Annotated in this window: 16 protein-coding genes and 1 riboswitch; of the genes, 7 read left to right on the top strand and 9 right to left on the bottom strand. The window is 69.5% G+C overall.

Annotated features, from left to right (window positions below):
- Positions 1–58 precede the first annotated feature (58 nt).
- Together ASE02_RS16405 and ASE02_RS16400 are read right to left on the bottom strand one after the other, a co-directional pair.
- Positions 59–667 carry a hypothetical protein gene (locus ASE02_RS16405; RefSeq protein WP_056735612.1) on the bottom strand — a complete coding sequence of 203 codons (609 nt, stop codon included), beginning with the start codon at positions 665–667 and terminating at the stop codon, positions 59–61.
- Positions 668–755: 88 nt separating this feature from the next.
- Positions 756–956 (bottom strand): DUF1674 domain-containing protein, encoded by a 201-nt coding sequence (locus ASE02_RS16400; protein WP_056735611.1) that lies wholly within the window; start codon positions 954–956, stop codon positions 756–758.
- 93 nt (positions 957–1,049) lie between these two features.
- On the opposite strand from ASE02_RS16400, the gene ASE02_RS16395 reads away from it, so the two are divergent.
- The 4 genes from ASE02_RS16395 (at position 1,050) to purH (ending at position 6,606) form a co-directional block, all read left to right on the top strand.
- On the top strand, positions 1,050–2,333 hold the full coding sequence (locus tag ASE02_RS16395; RefSeq protein WP_056735610.1) for an RsmB/NOP family class I SAM-dependent RNA methyltransferase: 1,284 nt from the start codon (positions 1,050–1,052) through the stop codon (positions 2,331–2,333).
- Positions 2,334–2,414: 81 nt separating this feature from the next.
- Positions 2,415–2,976 (top strand): ribulose-phosphate 3-epimerase (rpe, locus tag ASE02_RS16390; RefSeq protein ID WP_235536724.1); only part of this gene is annotated, 562 nt, incomplete at its 5' end.
- Positions 2,977–2,980: 4 nt separating this feature from the next.
- Entirely contained in the window at positions 2,981–4,708 is a 1,728-nt protein-coding gene (locus tag ASE02_RS16385; protein ID WP_056735608.1) for a heparinase II/III family protein, read from the top strand.
- Between the two features lie 198 nt (positions 4,709–4,906).
- Positions 4,907–4,990: riboswitch (ZMP/ZTP riboswitch) on the top strand.
- A gap of 23 nt (positions 4,991–5,013) precedes the next feature.
- Entirely contained in the window at positions 5,014–6,606 is a 1,593-nt protein-coding gene (gene purH / locus ASE02_RS16380) for a bifunctional phosphoribosylaminoimidazolecarboxamide formyltransferase/IMP cyclohydrolase (RefSeq protein WP_056735607.1), read from the top strand.
- Between the two features lie 140 nt (positions 6,607–6,746).
- Here purH and ASE02_RS16375 read toward each other — a convergent pair whose 3' ends face one another.
- Positions 6,747–11,585 carry an NAD-glutamate dehydrogenase gene (locus ASE02_RS16375; RefSeq protein ID WP_056735606.1) on the bottom strand — a complete coding sequence of 1,613 codons (4,839 nt, stop codon included), beginning with the start codon at positions 11,583–11,585 and terminating at the stop codon, positions 6,747–6,749.
- 202 nt (positions 11,586–11,787) lie between these two features.
- Complete coding sequence (locus tag ASE02_RS16370) at positions 11,788–12,924, bottom strand: AI-2E family transporter (protein ID WP_056735605.1); 1,137 nt, start codon at positions 12,922–12,924, stop codon at positions 11,788–11,790.
- Between the two features lie 247 nt (positions 12,925–13,171).
- Here ASE02_RS16370 and ASE02_RS16365 point away from each other — a divergent pair, with 247 nt between their 5' ends.
- Positions 13,172–14,662, top strand: coding sequence for a helicase HerA-like domain-containing protein (locus tag ASE02_RS16365; protein WP_056735604.1), 1,491 nt, complete (start codon positions 13,172–13,174; stop codon positions 14,660–14,662).
- 280 nt (positions 14,663–14,942) lie between these two features.
- Here the strand turns inward: ASE02_RS16365 and dnaA are convergent, their stop codons facing one another.
- The 5 genes from dnaA to mutM all read right to left on the bottom strand — a co-directional run bounded on the left by dnaA (position 14,943) and on the right by mutM (position 19,771).
- Positions 14,943–16,382 (bottom strand): chromosomal replication initiator protein DnaA, encoded by a 1,440-nt coding sequence (gene dnaA, locus ASE02_RS16360; RefSeq protein ID WP_369818576.1) that lies wholly within the window; start codon positions 16,380–16,382, stop codon positions 14,943–14,945.
- A gap of 409 nt (positions 16,383–16,791) precedes the next feature.
- A complete protein-coding gene (gene rpsT, locus ASE02_RS16355; protein ID WP_056735602.1) occupies positions 16,792–17,061 on the bottom strand; it encodes a 30S ribosomal protein S20 in 270 nt (89 codons plus the stop codon).
- Positions 17,062–17,219: 158 nt separating this feature from the next.
- Positions 17,220–17,996, bottom strand: a complete 777-nt coding sequence (locus tag ASE02_RS16350) for an enoyl-CoA hydratase (protein WP_056735601.1) — start codon at positions 17,994–17,996, stop codon at positions 17,220–17,222.
- A gap of 31 nt (positions 17,997–18,027) precedes the next feature.
- Positions 18,028–18,900, bottom strand: coding sequence for a TraB/GumN family protein (locus ASE02_RS16345; protein ID WP_056735600.1), 873 nt, complete (start codon positions 18,898–18,900; stop codon positions 18,028–18,030).
- Positions 18,901–18,907: 7 nt separating this feature from the next.
- Complete coding sequence (gene mutM, locus ASE02_RS16340; protein WP_056735599.1) at positions 18,908–19,771, bottom strand: bifunctional DNA-formamidopyrimidine glycosylase/DNA-(apurinic or apyrimidinic site) lyase; 864 nt, start codon at positions 19,769–19,771, stop codon at positions 18,908–18,910.
- 87 nt (positions 19,772–19,858) lie between these two features.
- Between mutM and ASE02_RS16335 the strand changes: the two genes are divergently transcribed.
- Positions 19,859–20,617: a class I SAM-dependent methyltransferase gene (locus tag ASE02_RS16335; RefSeq protein ID WP_056735598.1), complete on the top strand. Its 759-nt coding sequence runs from the start codon at positions 19,859–19,861 to the stop codon at positions 20,615–20,617.
- A gap of 4 nt (positions 20,618–20,621) precedes the next feature.
- Positions 20,622–22,124, top strand: a complete 1,503-nt coding sequence (gene ubiB, locus ASE02_RS16330) for a 2-polyprenylphenol 6-hydroxylase (RefSeq protein ID WP_056735597.1) — start codon at positions 20,622–20,624, stop codon at positions 22,122–22,124.
- The last annotated feature ends 8 nt before the right edge of the window (positions 22,125–22,132 follow it).

The raw sequence follows: 22,132 nt of genomic DNA, 5'->3' as shown, positions 1-22,132 counted from the left end.
CCTCACCCGGCCAAGCGGCCGGGAGCTCCCCCAGCGGGGGAGCATCTAGTGGGCCGGACTACCTGATCCGGACGCTGGCGCTGGACGACGAATAGGCCGAGGCCCTCGCCGAGGCGCTGGAGCTCGACCAGCTACGGGCGTGACCGCCGCCGCCCTGGTACATGTAGCCCCCGCCATAGCCCCCGCCATAGCCGCCGCTGTAGCCGTAGCTGGCGGGACCGCCGACGCCGCCGTGATAGCCGGACCCCATATAGCCGTAGGTCAGCTCGCCGGCGCCACAGCCGCAGGCCGCGCCGGGCCAGCCGTAGTTCTGGGAGGCGTAGCCATAGGTCGGGACCTCGTAGCCGCCGACCGGCGCGCCGTTGCAGGTGCGGCACGGGGCCTGGGCGTATTCGTATTGCGGCGGCGGGCCATAGGCGTAGGCGCCCTGGCTGTAGCCGTAGTCATAGGCCGGCGGCGGGGGAGGCGCGGGCGGCAAGGCCCGGCGATAGTATTCCTCCTCGACATAACCCTCGCGGCTGTTCGGATCGCCATAGGCGTAGCGATGGCCGCCCTCGCGGTCGTCGCCCCACTGTTGGTAGGTCGGCGGCTGGTAGTTCTGGGCCAGAGCGGCGCTCGCGCCGGACGCTAGGGCCAGGGTGAGGATCGTGCCGAGGATGGGACGCATGACCGCCTCCAGATAAGGATCTAGCGGAACCTTAGAGCCAGGATCGCGGCCGCGCGACGGATTGCCCCTGGGACGGGAGCGTCAACCGCTAGAAATCAACCGCTATGCCTTTGCGTTCCCAATCGCCGAAGCGCGTGGGCTCCAGGCCCTTGGGGCCGCCGAGCTCGGCGATACGGTCGGCCTCGGCCTGCTGGGCGGCGTGGCGCGCGGCGGCTTCTTCCAGGGCGCGGCGGGCGGCGGGCGTCAGGTCCTTGCCGGGGGCCGCGTTTGGCGGGATTTGATCGCTCATGACCTCGATTTAGGCGCTTGAGGCCCAGCGCGCCAGTGCAGGTGGGCGCAATCGCCGCTTGCCTCGGGCCTCTGATGAGGGCACGCCGCGCCGGTGACTGAAGAACGCGATATTGGCCTGCCCGCTCGCCGGGCCGCCATCGACATCCTTTCCGCTAGCCTCGCCCGCCGCGCCGGCCTGGACGAAGCCCTCTCTCGCCCGCTGTTCAAGGGGCTGGAGCCGCGCGACCGCGGCTTCGCCATGGCGCTGGCCATGGCCACCCTGCGACGGCTGGGGCCGATCGAGCGGGCGCTGGACGCCAAGCTCACCCGGGCCCCGCCCGAGGAGGTCCGCAACATCCTGCGGATCGGCGTCACCCAGGCGTTCCTGATGGACGTGCCGGCCTTCGCCGCCGTCACCACCAGCGTCGACCTGGCGGCCAGCCATTCCTCGACACGGGCCTTCAAGGGCCTGGTCAACGCGGTGCTGCGCGGCCTGCTGCGCGAGCCGCCGAACCTCGACCTGCCCGAGGCGCTGTGCCCGCCCTGGCTCTATGCGCGCTGGACGTCCGCCTTCGGGCGCGAGGCCGCCGACGCCATGGCCGCCCTGATCGCCGACGAGCCGGCCACCGACCTGTCGCTGAAATCGCCCGATCACGCCGAGCGCCTGGCCGCCGAACTCGAAGGCGAAGTCCTGGCCGGCGGCACCCTGCGCACGCCGCGCAAGGGCGATGTCGCCGCCTGGCCCGCCTATGACGAGGGCCTGTGGTGGGTGCAGGACGCCAGCGCCGCGATCCCGGCCCGGCTGCTTGAGGTCAAGGCCGGCGAGAGCGTGCTCGACTTCTGCGCCGCGCCCGGCGGCAAGACCATGCAGCTGGCGGCCACCGGCGCCGAGGTGGTCGCGGTCGATCGCTCGCCGGCCCGTCTGGTGCGGGTGAACGAAAATCTTGAACGCACGGGGCTGACCGCCGAGGTCGTGGCCGCCGACGCCGGCGAATGGGCTGACGAGCGGGAATTCGACGCCGTGCTGCTCGACGCGCCCTGCAGCGCCACCGGCACCTATCGCCGCCACCCCGACGTGCTGTGGGCGGCGCGGCCGAGCGACGTCGCCGCCTTGGCCAGCGTCCAGAGCCGGCTGCTGGATTCGGCCGCCAAGCGCACCAAGGTCGGCGGCCGGCTGGTCTATTGCGTCTGCTCGCTGGAACCGGAGGAGGGCGAGGCCCAGACCACCGCCTTCCTGCTGCGTCATCGGAACTTCAAGCTCAGCCCCGCCCAGCCGGGCGAAGGCGGCGCGCCCTGGGCCAGCCAGCTGGCCGACGGGACCCTGCGGCTGCTGCCGCACCATCGCGCGGGCGGTCAGGACGGCTTCTATGTGGCCAGGTTCGTCCGCGCAGGTTGAGCCCGGCCTTGTCCCTGGGGCGAGGCTTGGCTAAGTCCTGCGCATGACGTCTTCCCCGATCATCGCCCCCTCGATCCTCGNGCATGTGGACGTGATGGACGGCCACTTCGTGCCGAACATCACGCTCGGTCCCGACATCGTGAAGGCCCTGCGGCCGCACGCGAAGATCCCGTTCGACGTCCATCTGATGATCGCGCCGGCGGACCCCTATCTGGAGGCCTTCCGCGAGGCCGGCGCCGACCTCATCAGCGTGCACCCGGAAAGCGGCCCGCACCTGAACCGCACCCTGAAGCGCATCCGCGAACTGGGCGCCAAGGCCGGGGTGGTCTTCAATCCCTCGACCGATCCCAGCGTCATCCAGTGGATGATGGACGACATCGACCTGATCCTGGTCATGTCGATCAATCCGGGCTTCGGCGGCCAGAAGTTCATGCACTCGCAGCTGCGCAAGATCGAAACCCTGCGCAAGATGATCGACGCCACCGGCCGCCATATCGAGCTGGAAGTCGACGGCGGGGTGACCCCGGAAACCGCGCCGCTGTGCGTCTCGGCCGGCGCCACGGCCCTGGTCGCCGGCACCGCCGTGTTCAAGGGCGGTCCGAGCAAGTACGCCGACAACATCCGCGCGCTGAAGGGCGGCTAGCGGCGTGGCCGGAGGGCTGCCGGCGATCTCGAACACATCGGGCGGCCTTTGGGGGCTGGCCCTGACGCAGGGCGCGTTGCGCCAGGTCCGCCGTGAGTGGGCGGGCTCTCCCATGCACCGCTGGCTGCTGGCGCGGCCGCGGCCCGACGGCCTGTCCGCCGCGCCGAAAGATCCTCGCCCCGCTGACAAGGAGGTTGGCCGCCGCATCCTGGCGGGCCGCTTCACCTTCGCCGGCGTGATGCTGGAAGTCGGCGCCCGCGGCGATCCCTGGGATCGGCCAAGCCCCAGCCATGGCTTCGCGGTCGGCCTGCACGGCTTCGACTGGATGCGCGACCTGTTGGCGCTGGGCGATGAGGGTGCGGCCGAGGCCCTGCGCCTGACGCTCGATTGGCGCGGCGTGTTCGGGCGCTGGAACGCCTTCTCCTGGAGCCCCGAGGTGCTGGAGCGGCGGGTCCTGCACCTGGCCTGCGGGGCCAAGACCATCTGCGCCAAGGCGTCCGACCTCGAGACCGGGCTGATCGCCCTGGACCTGGCGCGTCAGGCGCGGCGCCTGATCTCGCTGGTCGACGGCCCGGCGCGCGCCGCCGAACGCGCCGCCGCCGCCGCCCTGGCCGGGACGGCGCTTTCGGGCGAGGCTGGCGAGAAGCTGATGGCCCAAGGCCTGGCGCGGTTGGCCAAGACCCTGCCGGTCAGCGTGCAGCCCGACGGCGGCCACGCCTCGCGCTGTCCGCGCGCGGCGCTGGAGCTGCTGTTCGATCTCCAGACCCTCGACGAGGCCCTGGTCCAGCGCGGCCGCGCCGCGCCGGAAGAAATGATGCGCGCCATCGACCGCCTGAGCGGCGCGGTGCGCTTCTTCACCCTGGCCGACGGCGCCCTGCCCGAGCTCCAGGGCGGCGAGGCCGGCGCGCGCGCCTATGTGGCCGCCGCCCGCGCCACCGAGAACGCCGTGGCTCCGGTCCCGGCTTCGCGCAACGGCTATCATCGGCTGGAAGGCCGCAGCATCCAGGTGTTCGCCGACGCCGCGCCGCCGGCGCAAGGCGCCTGGAGCGTCACCGCCTGCGCCCAGCCGCTGGCGATGGAGGTCATGATCGGCGGTCGCCGGCTGATCGCCGCCAGCGCCTGGTCGCCGGAGGCCGCCGGACCCCAGGCGCTGCGCCTGGTCGACGCCTCCTCGACCCTTTCGCTGGCCGACCAGGCCTGCGGCGAACCGCTGCGCGGCTTCCGCGCCTCGGCCCTGGGGCCGCGACTGATCGGCGCCTATGAGAACGTCGAGGCCAAGCGCTACGAGGCCGAGGGCGCGCTGTGGCTGGAGCTGGCGCACGACGGCTGGGCCAAGCGCTTTGGCCTGCGCCATGAACGCCGGCTCTATCTGGATCTTGCGGCCGACGAGCTGCGCGGCGAAGACTCGCTGGTCGCGGTGCAGCCTGGCCAGGGCGGTGAGGCCGGCCGCCGCTTCATCCCCTTCACCGCCCGCTTCCACGTCCACCCCGACGCCAGCGCCAGCCTGGCCCGCGACGGCAAGAGCGTGCTGCTGCGCGTCCACGAGGGCGAACCTGGCTGGTGGCTGCGCAACGACGCCCAGTCGGCCGACATCGAGACCTCGGTCTATTTCCAGGATGGCAAGCCGCGCCGCAGCCAGCAGATCGTGCTGCGCGGCCAGGCTCGCGCCGACAGCGGCGCGCGCCTGCGCTGGAAGTTCGCCGCCGCCGAAGCCTGGCCCCCGCCGCATTAGGGCGGGTAGCCAAAAGCTGTCATCCCGGAAGTCGCGCAGCGGCTGTCCGGGACCCATGAACACCTGATGGCTCAAGCCATGGCGCCGCTGCGCCACCTTCCGCCGACTCGGCGCGAATGGGTCCCGGACAAGCCCTGCGGGCTTTCCGGGATGACACTTGCGCGCATTGACGCAAGGGTCGCGCAGGCCTAATTCGACGTCATTCCGCGTGACTGGCGAATGAAGGTGGGCGACCACCGGGGAGCGCGGAATCTCAGCATGCCGCTCGCCTGGGCAATTTCCGTGTAACCCCACAGGAGACTGCCATGCCCGCCGCCCCCGACTTTCCCCCCGCGCCCGACCGCGTCGCCCCCAAGCGCGCGCTGATCTCCGTCTCCGACAAGACCGGCCTGGTCGAAGCCGCCAAGGTGCTGGCCGACCATGGCGTCGAGCTGGTGTCGACCGGCGGCACCCGCGCGGCGATCGCCGCCGCCGGCCTGGCGGTGAAGGACATCTCGGAGCTGACCAACTTCCCGGAGATGATGGACGGGCGCGTGAAGACGCTGCACCCCATCGTCCACGGCGGCCTGCTCGGCGTGCGTGACGCGCCCGAACACGCCAAGGCCATGGCCGACCACGGCATCGGCGCCATCGATATCGTCTATGTGAACCTCTATCCGTTCGAGGCCACCGTCGCGAAGGGCGGTTCGTTCGAGGATTGCGTCGAGAACATCGACATCGGCGGCCCGGCCATGGTCCGCTCGGCGGCCAAGAACCACGGCTACGTCGCCATCTGCACCGAGATCGCCGACCTCGAAGAAGTGCTGGCCGAACTGAAGGACGCCGGGACCACCAGCCTTACCCTACGCAAGAAGCTGGCGGCCCGCGCCTATGCCCGCACGGCGTCCTACGACGCGGCGATCTCGGCCTGGTTCGCGGGGCAACTGGGCGAGGAAGCCCCGCGCCGCCGCGCCTATGCCGGCGAGCTGGCGCAGACCATGCGCTATGGCGAGAACCCCCATCAGGCGGCCTCGTTCTATCGCTTCGCCAACCCGCGGATCGGGGTGGCGACGGCCAAGCAGCTCCAGGGCAAGGAGCTCAGCTACAACAACATCAACGACACCGACGCGGCCTATGAGCTGATCGCCGAGTTCGACCCGGCCAAGGCTCCGGCCTGCGCGATCATCAAGCACGCCAACCCCTGCGGCGTGGCGACCGGCGCCAGTCTGGCGGAAGCCTACGAGCGGGCCCTGGCCTGCGACCCGACCAGCGCGTTCGGCGGTATCGTCGCTTTGAACACCAGGCTGGACGCGGCCACCGCGGCCAAGGTGCTCGAAGTCTTCACCGAGGTGGTGATCGCGCCGGACGCCGACGAGGACGCCGTCGCGCTGTTCCGCAAGAAGAAGAACGTGCGGCTGCTGGTCACCGGCGGCCTGCCCGACCCGCATGCGCCGGGGGAAACGTTCCGGTCGGTCTCCGGGGGCTTCCTGGTGCAGAGCCGCGACACCGCCCACCTGACGGCCGCCGACCTGAAGGTGGTGACCAAGCGTAGCCCCACCGACGAGGAAGTGCGCGACATGCTGTTCGCCTTCACCATCGCCAAGCACGTGAAGTCGAACGCCATCGTCTACGCCCGCCAGGGCCAGACGCTGGGCGTCGGCGCCGGCCAGATGAACCGCAAGGACTCGGCCCGGATCGCCGCGCTGCGCGCCGCTGACTTCGGCCTGGACCTGAAGGGCTCGGCCTGCGCGTCGGAAGCCTTCTTCCCGTTCCCGGACGGGCTGCTGCAGGCGGCGGACGCCGGCTGCACCGCGGTGATCCAGCCGGGCGGCTCGATCGGCGACGACAAGGTGATCGAGGCGGCCGATGAGCGCGGCATCGCCATGGTGTTCACCGGCGTGCGGGTCTTCCGGCACTAGCACTCAACGCTCGTCATCCCCGGCTGGAGCAAAGCGGACGGCCGGGGATCCATAAACGCAAAACTCCGCCGATCATGCTCGATCGGGGGAGTTGATGGGTGGCCGGGACAAGCCCGGCCATGACGATCTGAGAAGGGGGCCTACCCCTTCGTCTCGACATTGGTCAGCTCGCGCAGCGCCGCATTGGCGATGGTGAGCTTGGCGAAGGTCCAGCCGCCGCCGGCGGCCTCGATCTCCTCGACCGCTTTGCGGGCGGCCTCGGCGGTGTCGCGGCGCAGCGCGGCCCAGGCGACGATGGCGGCCTGGGCGGCCTCCTCGTTCTCCCCGGCCTTGACGTTCCCGGCGAAGGCGATGACCGCCCGCGTCAGGGTCGCCTGCTCGGCCAGCAGATCCTCCACCAGACGGCGGACGGCGGTGCGCTCGAAGGCGTCGCCGGCCGTGAACCCGCCCGCCGCCGCCCGCAGGCGGTCGAAGGCGAAGGCGCGGCCGACCTGGTAGTAGAGCCGCGCGGCCTGGGGAAGCGACCAGCTGGACGCCTCGGCCAGATCGACCAGGTCCACCGCCACGGTGAGCGGCTGCAGATTGGCCACCTGACGCGCCAGGGCTTCCGGGGCGCCGGCCTCGGTCAGACGCTTGACCTGGGCTTCCAGCCGCTCGCTTTCGACCGGCGAGAGGATCTCGGGCAGCAGCTTCTTCAGGGTCGCCGCGCCGGGGCCGTAGCGCTTGATCAGGGCCTCGACGCTCTGACCGCCGCGCGCCGCCCGCCGGGCGAGCCAGAAGGTCTCGCCGCGCAGGGTGTAGGCCAGGCGCCGGTAGAGGGCCATCTGGCCCGCCGCCGGGATCTTGCCGTCGAGCGCGGAGACCGCGTCCCACATGGCGTCCAGCCCCAGCACCGCCTTGGCGGCCTCATAGGCCGTGACGAAGGCCGTCACGTCGCAGGAGGCCGCGGCCATCAGCCGGGTGGGGAAGGACGGGCCGCAACGGTTGATGGCGTCGTTGGCGACCACGGTGGCGATGATCTCGCGGCGCAGGCGGTGGCGGCGCAGGGCGTCGTCGAACTTGCGGACCCCCTTGGGGAAGTAGCCTTCCAGCAGGTCCTCGAAGTGCTCGTCGTCGGCCACCGGGCTGTGGGCCATGTCGCCCTTCAGCTCCAGCTTGCCGTAGGCCAGCAGCACCGCGGCTTCCGGACGGGTCAGGCCCTTTCCGGCCTGGCGGCGTTCGGCCAGCACGTTGGCGTCGGGCAGGCCCTCGACCGCGCGGTCGAGCTGACCTCGGGTCTCCAGGTGGGCCATGTAGCGGGCGTGGGGCTCCAGTTCGCCGGCGGCGTCCAGGTCCATCAGCGAGAGCGCCAGGGTCTGGTCGTAGTTGTGGGCCAAGACATGCTCGGCCACGTCCGACGTCATCGACTTCAGCAGCTTATCGCGCTTGGTCCGGTTAAGGACGTCGGTGCGCTCCAGCATGCCGGTGAGGATCTTGATGTTCACCTCGTGGTCGGAGGAGTCGACGCCCGCGGAGTTGTCGATGGCGTCGGTGTTCACCCGGCCGCCGCGCAGGGCGAACTCGATCCGGCCGGCCTGGGTGAGGCCCAGGTTCGCGCCCTCGCCGATCACCTTGACCCGCAGGTCGGCGCCGTTGACGCGCTGGGCGTCGTTGGCCTTGTCGCCGACCTCGGCGTTGCCCTCGCTCCGCGCCTTAACGTAGGTGCCGATGCCGCCGACATAGAGCAGCTCGGCGGGCGCCTTGAGGATCGCGGTCATCAGCTCGGCCGGGGCCAGGCTGTCGGCCTCGATCCCCAGCATCGCCTTCACTTCGCGGCTCAGCGGGATCGACTTCTGGCTGCGCGGGAAGACCCCGCCGCCCTTGGAGATCTTTTTGGCGTCGTAGTCGCCCCAGGACGAGCGCGGCAGCTCGAACATCCGCTGGCGCTCGACATAGGACGAGGCCGGATCGGGATTGGGGTCGAGGAAGATGTGGCGGTGGTCGAAGGCGGCCTGCAGCCGGATCTGTTCCGACAGCAGCATGCCGTTGCCGAACACGTCGCCCGACATGTCGCCGACCCCGACCACGGTGAAGGGCTCGGCCTGGATGTCCTTGCCCAGCTCGCGGAAGTGGCGCTTGACCGCTTCCCAGGCGCCGCGGGCGGTGATGCCCATTTCCTTGTGGTCGTAGCCGGCCGAACCGCCCGAGGCGAAGGCGTCGCCCAGCCAGAAGCCGTAGGACTCGGCGATGCCGTTGGCGATGTCGGAGAAGCTGGCCGTGCCCTTGTCGGCGGCGACCACCAGATAGGGGTCGTCACCGTCGTGGATCACGACGCCGTCCGGGTGGATGACCTTGCCGTCCGCGGTCAGGTTGTCGGTGATGTCCAGCAGGCCCTGCAGGAAGGTGGTGTAGGCGGCGATCGCCCCGGCGCGGACCGCGTCCGGCGCCCCGCCCTTGGGCAGCTGCTTGGGATAGAAGCCGCCCTTGGAGCCGACCGGCACGATCACCGCGTTCTTGGTCTGCTGGGCCTTCACCAAGCCGAGCACCTCGGTGCGGAAGTCGTCGCGGCGATCGGACCAGCGCAGGCCGCCGCGCGCGACGGGGCCGAAGCGCAGGTGAACGCCCTCGACATGCGTCGCCCAGACGAAGATCTCGCGATAGGGCTTGGGCAGCGGCAGGTCGGCCAGCTCGCCGGAGGCGACCTTGAAGCTGATATAGGGCTTGGAGCGGCCCTCGGCGTCCAGTTGGTAGTAGTTGGTGCGCTTGATCGCGCCGACCAGCAGGGCGATGCGGCGCAGGACGCGGTCGTCGTCCAGGCTGTCGACGTGCTGCAGGGCCTGGACGATCTCGTCCATCACCTGCACGGCCTGGGCGGTGCGGGTCGCCAAGTCGGCCTTGATGGCCGGGTCGAACTTGGTGCGGAACAGATCCAGGATCAGCCGGGCGACGCCCGGATGGTTGGTCAGGGCGGTTTCCTGAACCCGCTGGCTGGGATCGAGGCCCGACTGCTGGCGGTGACGGGCCAGGGCCCGGATCAGGGCGGCCTCGCGCCAGGAGATCGACAGCTCCAGCACCAGGCGGTTGAAGCCGTCGCTCTCGGTTTCGCCGGTCCAGACGGCGGTGAAGGCGTCCTCGAAGGCGGTCTTCACGTCCTCGAAGACCAGGTGTTCGCCGTGCTGGTCGTCCAGCTCGAACTCGTGGACCCAGACGCGGCGGCCGCCGGCCCGCATGACGGGATGGCCGGTCTCGACCATCGCCTTCAGGCCCATGTTCTCCAGCACCGGCAGCACGTCGGCCAGCGGCGCGGGCGAGCCCGGCCGATAGAGCTTGAAGCGCATCTGGGTCTTGGAGTCGGCGGCGCGGCGGAAGGCGCGGATACGGATCGGCTCGTCAGCGCCCAGGCTTTCGATGATCGCGATGTCGGCCAGGGCCTCGTCGGCGTCATAGCGCTCGCGGTAGCCGGCGGTGAACGCCTCGGCGTAGCGGGCCACCATGTCGGCGACCTCGGCGGTCGCCCGGCCCGAGGCGCGGACGGCGGCGGCGAAACGGTCTTCCCAGGTGCGGGACGCCGCGGCGATCTGGGCCTCGACCGACTTCAGGTTCGGCTCGGCGTGCTCGCCCGGCTGGAAGCCGATGATGAAGTGCACGCGGGCCAGCGGGCTGTCGGAGAAGCTGGGGTAATAGGCCGAGACACGGCCGCCATAGGCTTCGGCCAGGATCTCGCCGGCGCGGGCGCGCAGGTCGGAATCATAGCGTTCGCGCGGCACGAACAGCAGCACCGAGGCGAACCGGTCGAAGGGGTCGCGACGTTCGAACACCCGCACGCGGGGCCGATCGTTCAGGTGCAGGATGCCAAGCGAGGTGGCCAGCAGCTCGTCCTCGGCGGCCTGGAACAGCTCGTCCCGGGGGTAGGTCTCCAGGATGTTGCGCAGGCGCTTTTCGTTGTGGCTGCCCGGCGCCTTGCCGGCGCGGGCCAGGACGTTGGCGACCTTGGCGCGGATCAGCGGCACGGCGTGGGCCGGCTCGTCATAGGCCTCGGCGGTGAACAGGCCGACGAAGCGGATCTCGCCCGAGGGCTTGCCGTCGGCGCCGTAACGCTTGACCCCGACATAGTCCATGTAGCCGCGGCGATGGACGCGCGAGCGCAGGTTGGACTTGGCCACGGTCACCGGATCGGTGGTCAGGCTGGCCTGCATCTGGGGGGTCAGCACGGCCGGTTCCGAGGAGCGGCGCAGCACCGTGCGGGCCGGGTCGCGCAGCACGCCCAGGCCGTCTTCCGGCTGGAACAGCGGTTCTTCGGGGGCGTAGGCGCCGTCCTTCAGGCGCGGGTACTCGTAGACCCGGGCGCCGAGATAGACGAAGTGCTCGTCGCGCAGCCAGGCCAGGAACTGGGCGTTCTCGTCGCGCGCGGCGCTGATCGGCGAAGCCTCGAGCTCGCCGATGGTGCGGGCCATCAGGTCCAGCATCGCGGGGAAGTCGTCCACGGCGGCGCGGACGTCGGCCAGGGTGGCCCGCAGGCCGGCGACCAGGGCCGCCTCGCGGTCGGAGCCGACCCGTTCCAGGATCACCTGGATCATCGATTCACGGCGGGTCTCGCCGTCCGCGACGCGCGCGCCCTTGCGGTCGCGGGCCACCTCGACGACGGGGTGGAACATCGCCCGGACCGACAGGCCCTGGTCGGCGATCTCGCCCATGATGCTGTCGACCAGGAACGGGGCGTCGTTCTGCAGGATCTCGAGCCGTTCCAGCATCGGCGCGCCGTCGATCGGCGCCAGGCGGATGACCGGGGCCGCGCCCTTGCGGGTGGCGGCGAAGGCCCAGAAGTCGGCCGCCAGCGCGGCCAGCGCCTTGGTCGGCAGCTCGGGCAGTTCGTCCGGCGCGGCGTCTTCCGCGGCCTGGGCGATGAAGGCGTGGGCAGCGGGGCTTTCGTCGCCGACCAGCTGGGTGAAGGCGGTGATCAGGCCGCGCTGGGCCGTGCTCATCCTGGGGCGCTTGCTCATGATTGGGCTCCGGTCAGATATCCGGACGCGAGAACGCCGCCGGAGGAGAGAGTCCGGCGGCGCATGGCTCCACCTGGGGGGGACAGGCAGAGCGCTCGGGGCTCGCTACGGCGGGGGCAAACGCCAGAGCCGCCTTTGTTTCGGGGGTTGCCCGAACGGACTTTAGATAGGGAGTAAACGAACAAGTTGAAGGCCCTGGTTTTCAGACTTTGGGTTCACGCTTGCGTGACGCGGGAGAGCGTCGTTCCAGCGCGGGTTTCTCAGCAGGTGAGCCGGTGGGTTTGTGGTCGCGCAGCTTCTCGGGCTGGCCGTCGGCCGACAGCAGCACCGCCAGCCAGCGGGTGCCGTCGAACTGCGCCAGGATGACCATGGCCATGACGGTGAGCGGCGTGGAGAGGAACATGCCGGTCATGCCCCAGATCACGCCCCAGAAGGCCAGGCTGAGCAGCACCACCACCGGGTCCATGTTCAGGCTGTCGCCCTGCATGCGCGGCAGGATGATGTTGCCGACCACGAACTGGATGGCCTGCAGCACGCCCAGCAGGATGATCGCCGGCCAGAAGCTCTCGAACTGGACGAGGGCGAAGATCGGCGGCGCCAGGATGCCGACCGCGCCCCCGATCACCGGGATGTAGGAGGCGATGAAGATCAGGAAGGCCCAGAAGACCGCGTTGTCGAGGCCAAGGACCGCCATGGCGATCCAGGAGGACGCCGCGATGATCAGGCCGGTGACCGTCTGCACCCACAGATAACGCTCCACCCCGTCGCGGATCCTGAGGAAAGCCTGCATGGCTTCGCTGCGCTCGGCGTGGTGCGGGAACAGCCCGATCACCTTGCGTTGGAAGCCCCGCCGCGAAGCGATGATGAAGCCAAGATATATCAGGATGAAGAAGGCGTCGGAGGCGAAGCCCTGAAGCCCCTTGGCGACGTCGGCCAGATAGGCGCTGGGATTGAGCTGGGCGAACAGCTCGTTGAGCGTCGGCGGGACGTCGATCTTGAGCAGGCCGGCGACCTGGGCGATCAGGCCGTTCAGGCGCGGGGTGTAGGTGACCAGCTGGCCGACGAAGCTGGTGGCGTTCTCGGCGATTACGAAGGTTGAGATGCCGAACAGCAGGACCGACAGGACGATGGCGCTCGGCAGGGCGGCCCGGTCGCTGACCCAGGGCAGGCGCGAGCGGATCACGCGGGCGAAGCCGTCGATCATCACCGCCAGGAACACCGCCAGCGCCAGGGGGGTCAGGATGCCGCGCAGCATATATAGCGCGGCGCCCGACGCGATCACCGCCAGGATGACGAGTGAGACGCGGGTGGTTTTGGACTCAAGCGCTGAGACGGTCATGGATCTTTCTTGCGGCCGTGGTTTCCCCGCCGACTGTCCGCGTCGGGGCCGGCCGCGTCAATTTTGACCATCCCTACCCCGGTTTGCGGAGGGAGGGGAGGGTCTATGCCGTTAAGACGTTGAACTGTGGTCAAACCTCATCGTGTCCGCAGAAAATTCGGCAATCGCCATCCAGAATACGAGTTCGGTGGAAGCCGAGCCGCGCTCCGGTTAGCTTCGCCAGACGTGTGAAGTTGCGGAGCGAACCATGTCCGACGATGTCTTGATCGGTTTCTCGGATCATCCCGAGCTATTGCGGCTCGACCGCACCAATCGCCACGGCCTGGTGGCGGGGGCGACCGGGACCGGCAAGACGGTCACCTTGCAGATCCTGGCCCAGGGCCTGTCGGACGCCGGCGTCCCGGTGTTCGCCGCTGATGTGAAGGGCGACCTTTGCGGGATCGCCGCGGTCGGCGCCCCCAATGAAAAGATGCTGGCCCGCGCCGCCACCATGAACCTGACCCTCAACCCCGCGGCCGCGCCGACGGTGTTCTGGGACCTGTTCGGCGAGCAGGGCCACCCGATCCGCGCGACGGTCTCGGAGATGGGGCCGCTGCTGATCTCCCGGATGCTGGAGCTCAACGACGTCCAGGAGGGCGTGCTGACGGTGGTGTTCCGCGCCGCCGACGACGAAGGCTTGCTGCTGCTCGACCTGAAGGACCTGCAGGCGGCGCTGACCTTCGCCTCGGAGAACGCCCAGGCGTTGGGGGCCAAGTACGGCAATGTCTCGCCGGCCACCGTCGCCACCATCCAGCGCAAGCTGCTGGTGCTGGAGGACCAGGGCGGGGCGGGGCTGTTCGGCGAACCGGCGCTGAAGCTCTCGGACCTGATGCGCACCGACGGCTCGGGCCGCGGCTACGTGAACATCCTGGCCGCCAACAAGCTGATCGCCAGCCCCCGGCTCTATGCGACCTTCCTGCTGTGGCTGATGAGCGAGCTGTTCGAAGAGCTGCCCGAGGTCGGCGATCCGGAAAAGCCGCGCCTGGCCTTCTTCTTCGATGAAGCCCACCTGCTGTTCCGCGACGCGCCCAAGCCGCTGCTGGAAAAGGTCGAGCAGGTCGTGCGCCTGATCCGTTCCAAGGGGGTCGGCGTCTATTTCGTCACCCAGAACCCGGCCGACATTCCCGAAACCGTGCTGGGTCAGCTGGGCAACCGCATCCAGCATGCGTTGCGGGCCTACACCCCGACCGAGCAGAAGGGGCTGAAGGCCGCCTCCAACTCCTTCCGGGCCAATCCGAGCTTCGACACCGCCGAGGCGATCCAGGGCCTGGGCGTCGGCGAGGCGCTGGTCTCGGTGCTGGACGAGCGGGGCGCGCCGACCGTGGTGCAGAAGACCCTGGTGCGGCCGCCGGTTTCCCGGCTGGGGCCGATCACCCCGGCCGAGCGCGCGGCGATCATGGCCCAGAGCCCGGTGCGCGGGCTCTACGACACGACGGCGGATCGCGAGAGCGCCTACGAGAAGCTCCAAGCCCGCGCCGTGGCGGCCCAGGCGCCTGAGGATGCGCCGGCCGCGAACTCGCCGTGGAACCCAGGGCCGGTCGCGGCCCCCGCCCCGCGCCCCAGGGCCGAGCCCAAGCCCCGCGCCTCGAGCCGCCAGTCGATGGGCGAGGCCTTCACCAAGTCGCTGCTGCGCCAGGCCGGCAGCACCATCGCCCGCGAACTGATGCGCGGCATCATGGGCGGCCTGAAGAAGCGGTAGCCTTCACGTCTGTCATCCCGGCTGGAGCCCCCGGGCCTGGCCTTTGGCCAGCCCGAGGACAGGCTCCGCGGAAGGCCGGGACCCATTGACGCTCTCGGTGGGGATTAGGGGTGAGGCCTCGCCGCCTTCTGAGCCATCCGGTGTCCATAGGTCCCGGTCTTCGGCCCAAGAGCCGAAACCGGGATGACAGCTAAGGAGCGAAGCCGAGGCGGCCCCACAATTGAAAAGGCCCGCCGTCGCCGGCGGGCCTTTTCGTAGAACTAGGCTCTTCGGCCCCGTCCTACCCCCTCAATTTGCGCAGCAGCACGTCCAGATCGCGGGCGATCAACGGATCTTCGAGCTTCAGGGCTTCGATCCTGCGGACGGCGTGCAGGACGGTGGTGTGGTCGCGACCGCCGAACCGACGACCGATGTCGGGCAGCGAGCGGGTGGTGATCTGCTTGGCCAGCCACATCGCCACCTGGCGCGGACGGGCCACGACCCGGGCGCGGCGTTCGGAGATCAGATCGGCCTGCTTCAGCTGATAGTGCTCGGACACGACCTTCTGGATCTGGTCGACGGTCACCCGGCGCTCGGTGCAGGCCAGGTTGGGGCGCAGGATGGCCTGGGCTTCGTCCAGGGTCATGCGCGAGATGTCGCCGCCCACGCGGGCCACCAGGGTGTTCAGGGCGCCCTCGAGCTCGCGGACGCTGTCGGTGAAGCGGTCAGCCAGGAATTGCAGCACGTCGGCCCGCGCCGAGGGCACGAACTTGCCCTGCCCCGCCAGGGTGGCGAGCTTGCGTTCCAGGATGCCGAGGCGAAGCGTGCGGTCGGCTGGCTCGATGCCGCAGACCAGGCCGGCCTGCAGGTGCGAGCGCAGGCGCGCGTCCATTTCGGTGAGTTCGGAGGGCGAACGGTCGGCGGTCATCACCACGCGGCGGCCATCCTCGACGAGAGCAAGCAGGGTATGGAACAGTTCCTCTTGAGTGGACGTCTTGCCGGCCACGAACTGGACGTCGTCGATCAGCAGCAGGTCGGCGTTGCGCAGTTCTTCCTTGAAGGCCGCGGTCTGGCGGTCCTGCACGGCCTTGACGAAGGTCGAGGTGAAGCGCTCGGCGGTGATGTAGACCACGCGTTTGGTCGGCGCGGTCTGCATGGCTTCCCAGGCCAGAGCGTTCAGCAGGTGGGTCTTTCCGAAGCCGTAGGGGCCGTGGAAGATCACCGGATTAAAGTGGCCGTCCGACCAGGCCGCCACGCGGCGGGCCACGGCGAAGGCGAATTCGTTGCCCGGACCCGATACGAAGGTCTCGAACGAGAAGCGGTCCTGCAGGCCTTGCTGACGGCCGGCGCGGGCGGCCGGAGCCGACACCTCGACCGGAACCTCGATCTCGATCACCTGGGCTTCAGTCGTGGCCGAGGCGTCCGTATGGGTGGCCGAGGCCGGTCCCTGGGCGTCGAACTCCATCCGCGACTTGAGGTCCAGATTGCGGCCCATCGGGTCGTTCTGGGCCCAGAGTTCACCGATCCGGCGCCAGGCGTGGCGTCGAATCCAGTCCCGGGCGACGCCGGTGGCGGCGACCAGGCACAATTCCTCCCCGCGCTCACGCAGGGCGGCTTGTCCGAGCCATGAACCGAAGGTGGCCTCACCGAGCTCGCGCTTCAGCGCGACGCAGGTTTTGGTCCAGACAGCGACGGCCGGTGTCTCGGCAACAGAACCCGCAAAGCCCCCAGTGGCCATCATTCCAACCTCTCTTATTGTCATCCGTCAGCGCCCCCGCAGCGGAACCACTTTGTTAAGCAAACACAAAGCTTTACCCGGCGAGCGCGAAGCCCCCGCCGCCGCCTTTTTTCATCCGAGATCAGATGGAAGGACGTCTTGAGACTTGTCACCCTAGTCAGGGCGGTTAGGGGGTCAACGGTGATTCTTCGCGGCTCCAGCGGATATTTTCGTTGACTCAAAACCACCGCCCACAGGGCAAGGGAATCCGATTTTCAACGATCCGTTAACTGAGAAGATTCACTGCATCCGCTAACACTTTAGGTGCGGCGCAAAAAGAAAACGCCCGCAGGTCTTTCAACCCGCGGGTGCGTCAAAAAGGCTTAGTAGTTCAGGAAGTTAGCGGCCAAGCTCATGGGCTTGGCCTTCAACCTCAGGCGGCAGCCATTTTCTTAAGCTGCGCGGCCAGACGGGACACTTTGCGCGAGCCCGTGTTCTTGTGGACGACGCCCTTGGTCACGGCGCGCATCAGCTCGCTCTCGGCCTGGACGAACGCGGTCTTGGCGACGGCGGGATCGCCGGCGGCGACCGCCTCATCGAACTTGCGCAGATAGGTGCGCACGCGCGAACGGCGGGCTTTGTTCACTTCGGTGCGGCGTGCGATCTTGCGGACCGCCTTCTTGGCGCCGGGCGTATTGGCCATGTGTCAGCTCTCAAAACGGGTCGCGCCCGAACCTTCGCTCGGGCGGGTAAATCGGAGGCGCGGATATACGGGAGACGGGTCTCCGGGTCAATGCGCCCACGACGAGTTTAATCCACAAGGCTGATGGTCGGCCGTGCGGGGCGGTTGGCGAACAAGGGTCAGGAGCCCTTGAAGTCGGGTTTACGTTTCTCGATGAAGGCGGCCATGCCCTCCTTCTGGTCGTCAAAGGCGAACAGCGAGTGGAACAGGCGCCGCTCTAGGGCCACGCCGGTGGCCAGGGTGGTCTCGTAGGCCGCCTCGACCAGCTCCTTGTTCATCTTCACCGCCAGGGGCGACTGGCCGGCGATCTTGGTCGCGGCGGTCATGGCCTCCTCGATCAGCTTGTCGTTCGCGACCACGCGCGAGACCAGGCCCGAGCGCTCGGCCTCGGCGGAATCCATCATCCGGCCGGTCAGGATCATCTCCATGGCCTTGGACTTGCCGACAAAGCGGGTCAGGCGCTGGGTGCCGCCGATGCCGGGCGCGACGCCGAGATTGATCTCCGGCTGGCCGAACTTGGCGCTCTCGGAAGCGATGATGAAGTCGCACAGCATGGCCAGCTCGCAGCCGCCGCCGAGCGCGTAGCCGCTGACCGCGGCGATGATCGGCTTGCGGAACTGCTCGATGCGCCGGGCGCTGGCCCCGAAGAAGTCCTGCTCGAACATCTGGGCGTAGGTCTTGGTCGACATCTCCTTGATGTCGGCCCCGGCCGCGAAGGCGCGGTCCGATCCGGTCAGCACCAGGCAACGCACGGCGGCGTCGGCCTCGGCGACGTCCAGCGCCGCCGACAGCTCGGAGAGCAGCTGGCTGTTCAGCGCGTTCAGCGCCTGCGGCCGGTTCAGGCGGATCAAGGTCACGCCGTCAGTGGTCTCGACGATCAGGGTCTCGTAGCTCATGGCCGTCTCCGTCGGAAATGTCGGACCGGGCTTAAGGCCCCTCGACGGAATAGCCAAGCGCGCGCAGCTGGGCGGGCAGGCCGTCGTCACCGACCAGATGCCCGACCCCGACCACCACCACGGTGGAGCCGCTACCGGCCATCCGGGTCTTCAGCTCGGCGATCCAGCGGTCGTTCCGATCGGTGACCAGTCGGGCGTAGAGGCCGGGCGCGGCCTTGCGCAGCGGCCCCAGCGCATCGGCGTCCAGGGCCTTGAGGTCGCCGGTCATCCAATGGCCGATCAGCTTGTCATAGGCGTCCGGGTTCGACTTCAGCTCGCGCAGGGTCTCCTCCAGCGAGGCGACCTGCTCGGAGAGCGGCGCGGCGTCGAAGATGGCGATCTGCTCCTCCGGGGTCTCGAAGGCGCGGCGCTGGGCCGAGGCGGGCGCGTTGGCGGCGATGGATTTCTCGACGCCGGAGCTGGCGTCGGCCCCGGCCTTGCGGAACTGGGCGGTGGCCAGGATCACCTCGGCGAACCAGGGCTCGAAGCGGTCCAGCACCGCCAGGCTGAGGTTCAGGTCCTGAGCCGCGGCCGCCAAGGCCTGGGCGCTCTGCGGCGACAGCAGCTTCGACAGCGACTGGCCTTCCGGCAATTGGCTCATGCTCATGGCCAGCTGGCTGACCCTGGCCTCGGAGGCGGGGTCGATGGGCAGTTCGAACCAGAGGTCGTCGGCCTTGGCCAGCGCCGCGTTGAGCTTGTCGGGCCGCCAGTCCAGGCCCGGCGGCAGGACGTGGACGGAGCCGAAGATCACCATCTCGGAATCGGCGTCGCGCACGGTCCAGACCGGCGGACGGGCCTGGGCCGGGGTTTCGACGCAGCCGGCGAGCAACAGACCGGCGACGGCGGCCAGGGCGTGTTTCAACATGCGGCGGTCACTTCTGGCAGGTGGAGCAAAAGAACGTCGAGCGGCCGGCCTGAATCTCGCGATGGATGACGCCGTTGCAGCCTTCGTTCAGGCAGGGCTGGCCCTCGCGGTCATAGGCGCGGAAGCGGTGCTGGAAGTAACCCAGCGCCCCGTCGGCGGCGGCGTAGTCGCGCAATGTGGAGCCGCCGGCCTCGATAGCTTCGCCCAGGACGTCGCGGATGATCCCCACCAGCGGCTCGATCTGCCGGGGCTTGATGGCGCCGGCCGGCTTGAACGGAGAGATCCTGGCCCGGTTGAGGGCCTCGCACACATAGATGTTGCCCAGGCCCGCCACGACCCGCTGGTCCAGCAGCAGGGTCTTGGGGCCCTGCTTGCGGCCGGCGAAGGCGTCGATCAGCCGCTGGGCGTTGAAGGCCTCCGACAGCGGTTCGGGGCCGAGGCCGGCGAACCAGGGGTGCTCGGCCAGGGTTTCGGTGTCGATCAGCGCCATGTAGCCAAAGCGCCGGGGATCGTAATAGGTGACTCGGCCGCCGCCGTCGGTCTCGAAGACCACGTGGGCGTGCTTGGGATCGGGGTCGGGCGCATAATGGAATTCGCCCGGACGGGTGGAGCCTTCCGGCCGCGCGATCTCGAAACGGCCGCTCATCCCTAGGTGCATGACCAGGGTTTCGCCGCGGTCGAGCACCGCCATCAGATATTTCGCTCGCCGCTCCAGGCGCTGGATCGTCGCGCCGGTCAGGCGCTGGACGAAACCGTCGGGAAAGGGGAAGCGCAGATCGGCGCGGCGCGCCTCGACGCGCGACAGGCGCTGGCCTTCGAGAACCGGCTGCAGGCCGCGCCGGACCGTTTCGACCTCGGGAAGTTCGGGCATGCTGTTGAAGTGGCATGGCGTGACCAGATCGACAACCCGCGCCTCCCCCGCTGGCGCGGCTCGCGTGCGCGAGCTAATACCCCTCTCATGACAGGACCTGCCGCCACCTTCGGATTCCGCGACGTCGATCCGGCTGAAAAGCCTGGCCTGGTGCGCGGGGTCTTCGACCGCGTCGCCAGCCGCTACGACCTGATGAACGATCTGATGAGCGGCGGCGTCCACCGGCTGTGGAAGGATGCGGTCGCGGCGCGGCTCAATCCCCAGCCCGGCGAGGTGATCATCGACTGCGCCGGCGGCACCGGGGACATGGCCCGCCGCTTCGCCAAGATGGCCCGCAGCGCTCAGGAGCGTCGCGGCGGCCCGGACGCCTCGGTGATGGTCATCGACTACAACGCCGAGATGATCGCCGCCGGCCGCCAGAAGGGCGGCGAACCGGAGATCACCTGGAGCGTCGGCGACGCCCAGAACCTGCCGCTGCCGGACGCCTGCGCCAACGCCTATGTGATCTCGTTCGGCATCCGCAACGTCACCGACGTCTCGGCGGCCCTGCGCGAGGCGCGCCGGGTGCTCAAGCCGGGCGGGCGGTTCCTGTGCCTGGAATTTTCGCAGCCGCCGGCGGCGGCGCTGCGCAAAGCCTATGACGCCTATTCCTTCAAGGTGATCCCGGCCATCGGCCAGGTCGTGCTGAAGGACCGCGAAAGCTACCAGTACCTGGTCGAGAGCATCCGCCGCTTCCCCGATCAGCGGACCTTTGTCGACATGATCGAGAAGGCCGGTTTCAGCCGCGCCGGCTACACCAACTTCACGGGCGGCGTCGCGGCCCTGCACCACGGCTGGGCGATCTAGGTCCATGGGAAGCCTTGCGGCGTTCGGACGGCTGACGGCGGCGGCGTGGTCGCTGGCGCGTAACGACGCCCTGTTGCCGCGCGAGCTGGACGATCTCTATCCGCCCAGCCTCAGCGCCTTGTCCAAGAGCCTGCAGGTTTTCGCCGGCCGTCAGGCCCGTGATGGGCGTCCAGGCGAACGGCTGGCGCGATCGCTCGAGAAGCTGGGGCCGGTGGCGATCAAGCTTGGCCAGCTGCTCTCGACCCGCGCCGACATTTTCGGCGTCCCCTTCGCCGAGGATCTGTCGCGGCTGAAGGACAAGCTCGAACCCTTCCCGACCGAGGTCGCGCGGCGCGAGGTCGAGGCGACCCTGGGCCGCCCGGTCGAGGCGCTGTTCTCGCGGTTCGGCGATCCGGTGGCGGCGGCCTCGCTGGCCCAGGCCCATGACGCGACCCTGATCGACGGGCGCCGGGTGGCGGTGAAGGTGCTGCGGCCCGGCATCGCGCATCGGGTCGCGCAGGACGCCGAGGTGCTGACCCTGGCGGCGCGGATCGCCGAGCGCTGGTCGGTCGCCGCGCGCCGGCTGGAGCCCCGCGCCCTGGCCGACACCGTGATCCGGGCCACCGAACTGGAGCTCGATTTCCGGCTGGAGGCGGCCGGCGGCGACGAACTGGCCGAGGTGATGGCCAAGGACGGCTACATGTCCGCGCCCAAGGTGGTGTGGGACGGGGTCGGCAAGCGGGTCCTGACCCAGGAGTGGGCGAGCGGCACGCCGCTGTCGGAAGCCGCCGCGCTCGAGCTGCCCGGTCTTGATCGCCCGGCCCTGGCCGACAATCTGATCCGCGCCTTCCTGGCCCAGGCCTTGGACCACGGGGTGTTCCACGCCGACCTGCACGAGGGGAACCTGTTCGTGGCCGCCCCGGCCCAGGTGACCGCCGTCGACTTCGGCATCATCGGCCGGCTGGCTCCGGCCGAGCGGCGCTATCTCGCCGAGATCCTCTGGGGTTTCCTGGAGCGCGACTACAACAAGGTCGCCCAGACCCATTTCGACGCCGGCTATGTGCCGCGCACCCATTCGGTCTCGGCCTTCGCCCAGGCGCTGCGGGCGGTGGGCGAGCCGGTGTTCGGCCGCAAGGCCGGCGACGTCTCGATGAGCCGCGTCCTGACCCAGCTGTTCGAGATCACCGCCCTGTTCGACATGCGCCTGCAGCCGCAGCTGGTGCTGTTGCAGAAGACCATGATGACGGTCGAGGGCGTCGCCCGCCGTATCGACCCGGACCACGACATCTGGCGGGCCGCCGATCCGGTGGTGCGGCGCTGGATGCTGCGCGAACTCGGCCCCGCCGCCCGCGCCAAGCGCTTCGCCGACGAGGGCCTGGAGGCCCTGCGCAACCTCGCTCGCTTGGTGGAGACCCCGCCGCAGCCGGCGGCGGTCGTCACCGAGGCCAAGGGCTCGCCCTTGACGTGGTTCGCCATCGGCGCGGCGGTGTCAGGCCTGACCTTCCTGCTGGCGGCTTGGCTGTTCTAACCCCGTCT

It is taken from the genome of Phenylobacterium sp. Root700 (genome assembly GCF_001429025.1).
Lineage (GTDB): Bacteria > Pseudomonadota > Alphaproteobacteria > Caulobacterales > Caulobacteraceae > Phenylobacterium.
The sequence above is the reverse complement of the archived record's forward strand: the minus strand, read 5'-3'. Positions and strand labels throughout refer to the sequence as shown.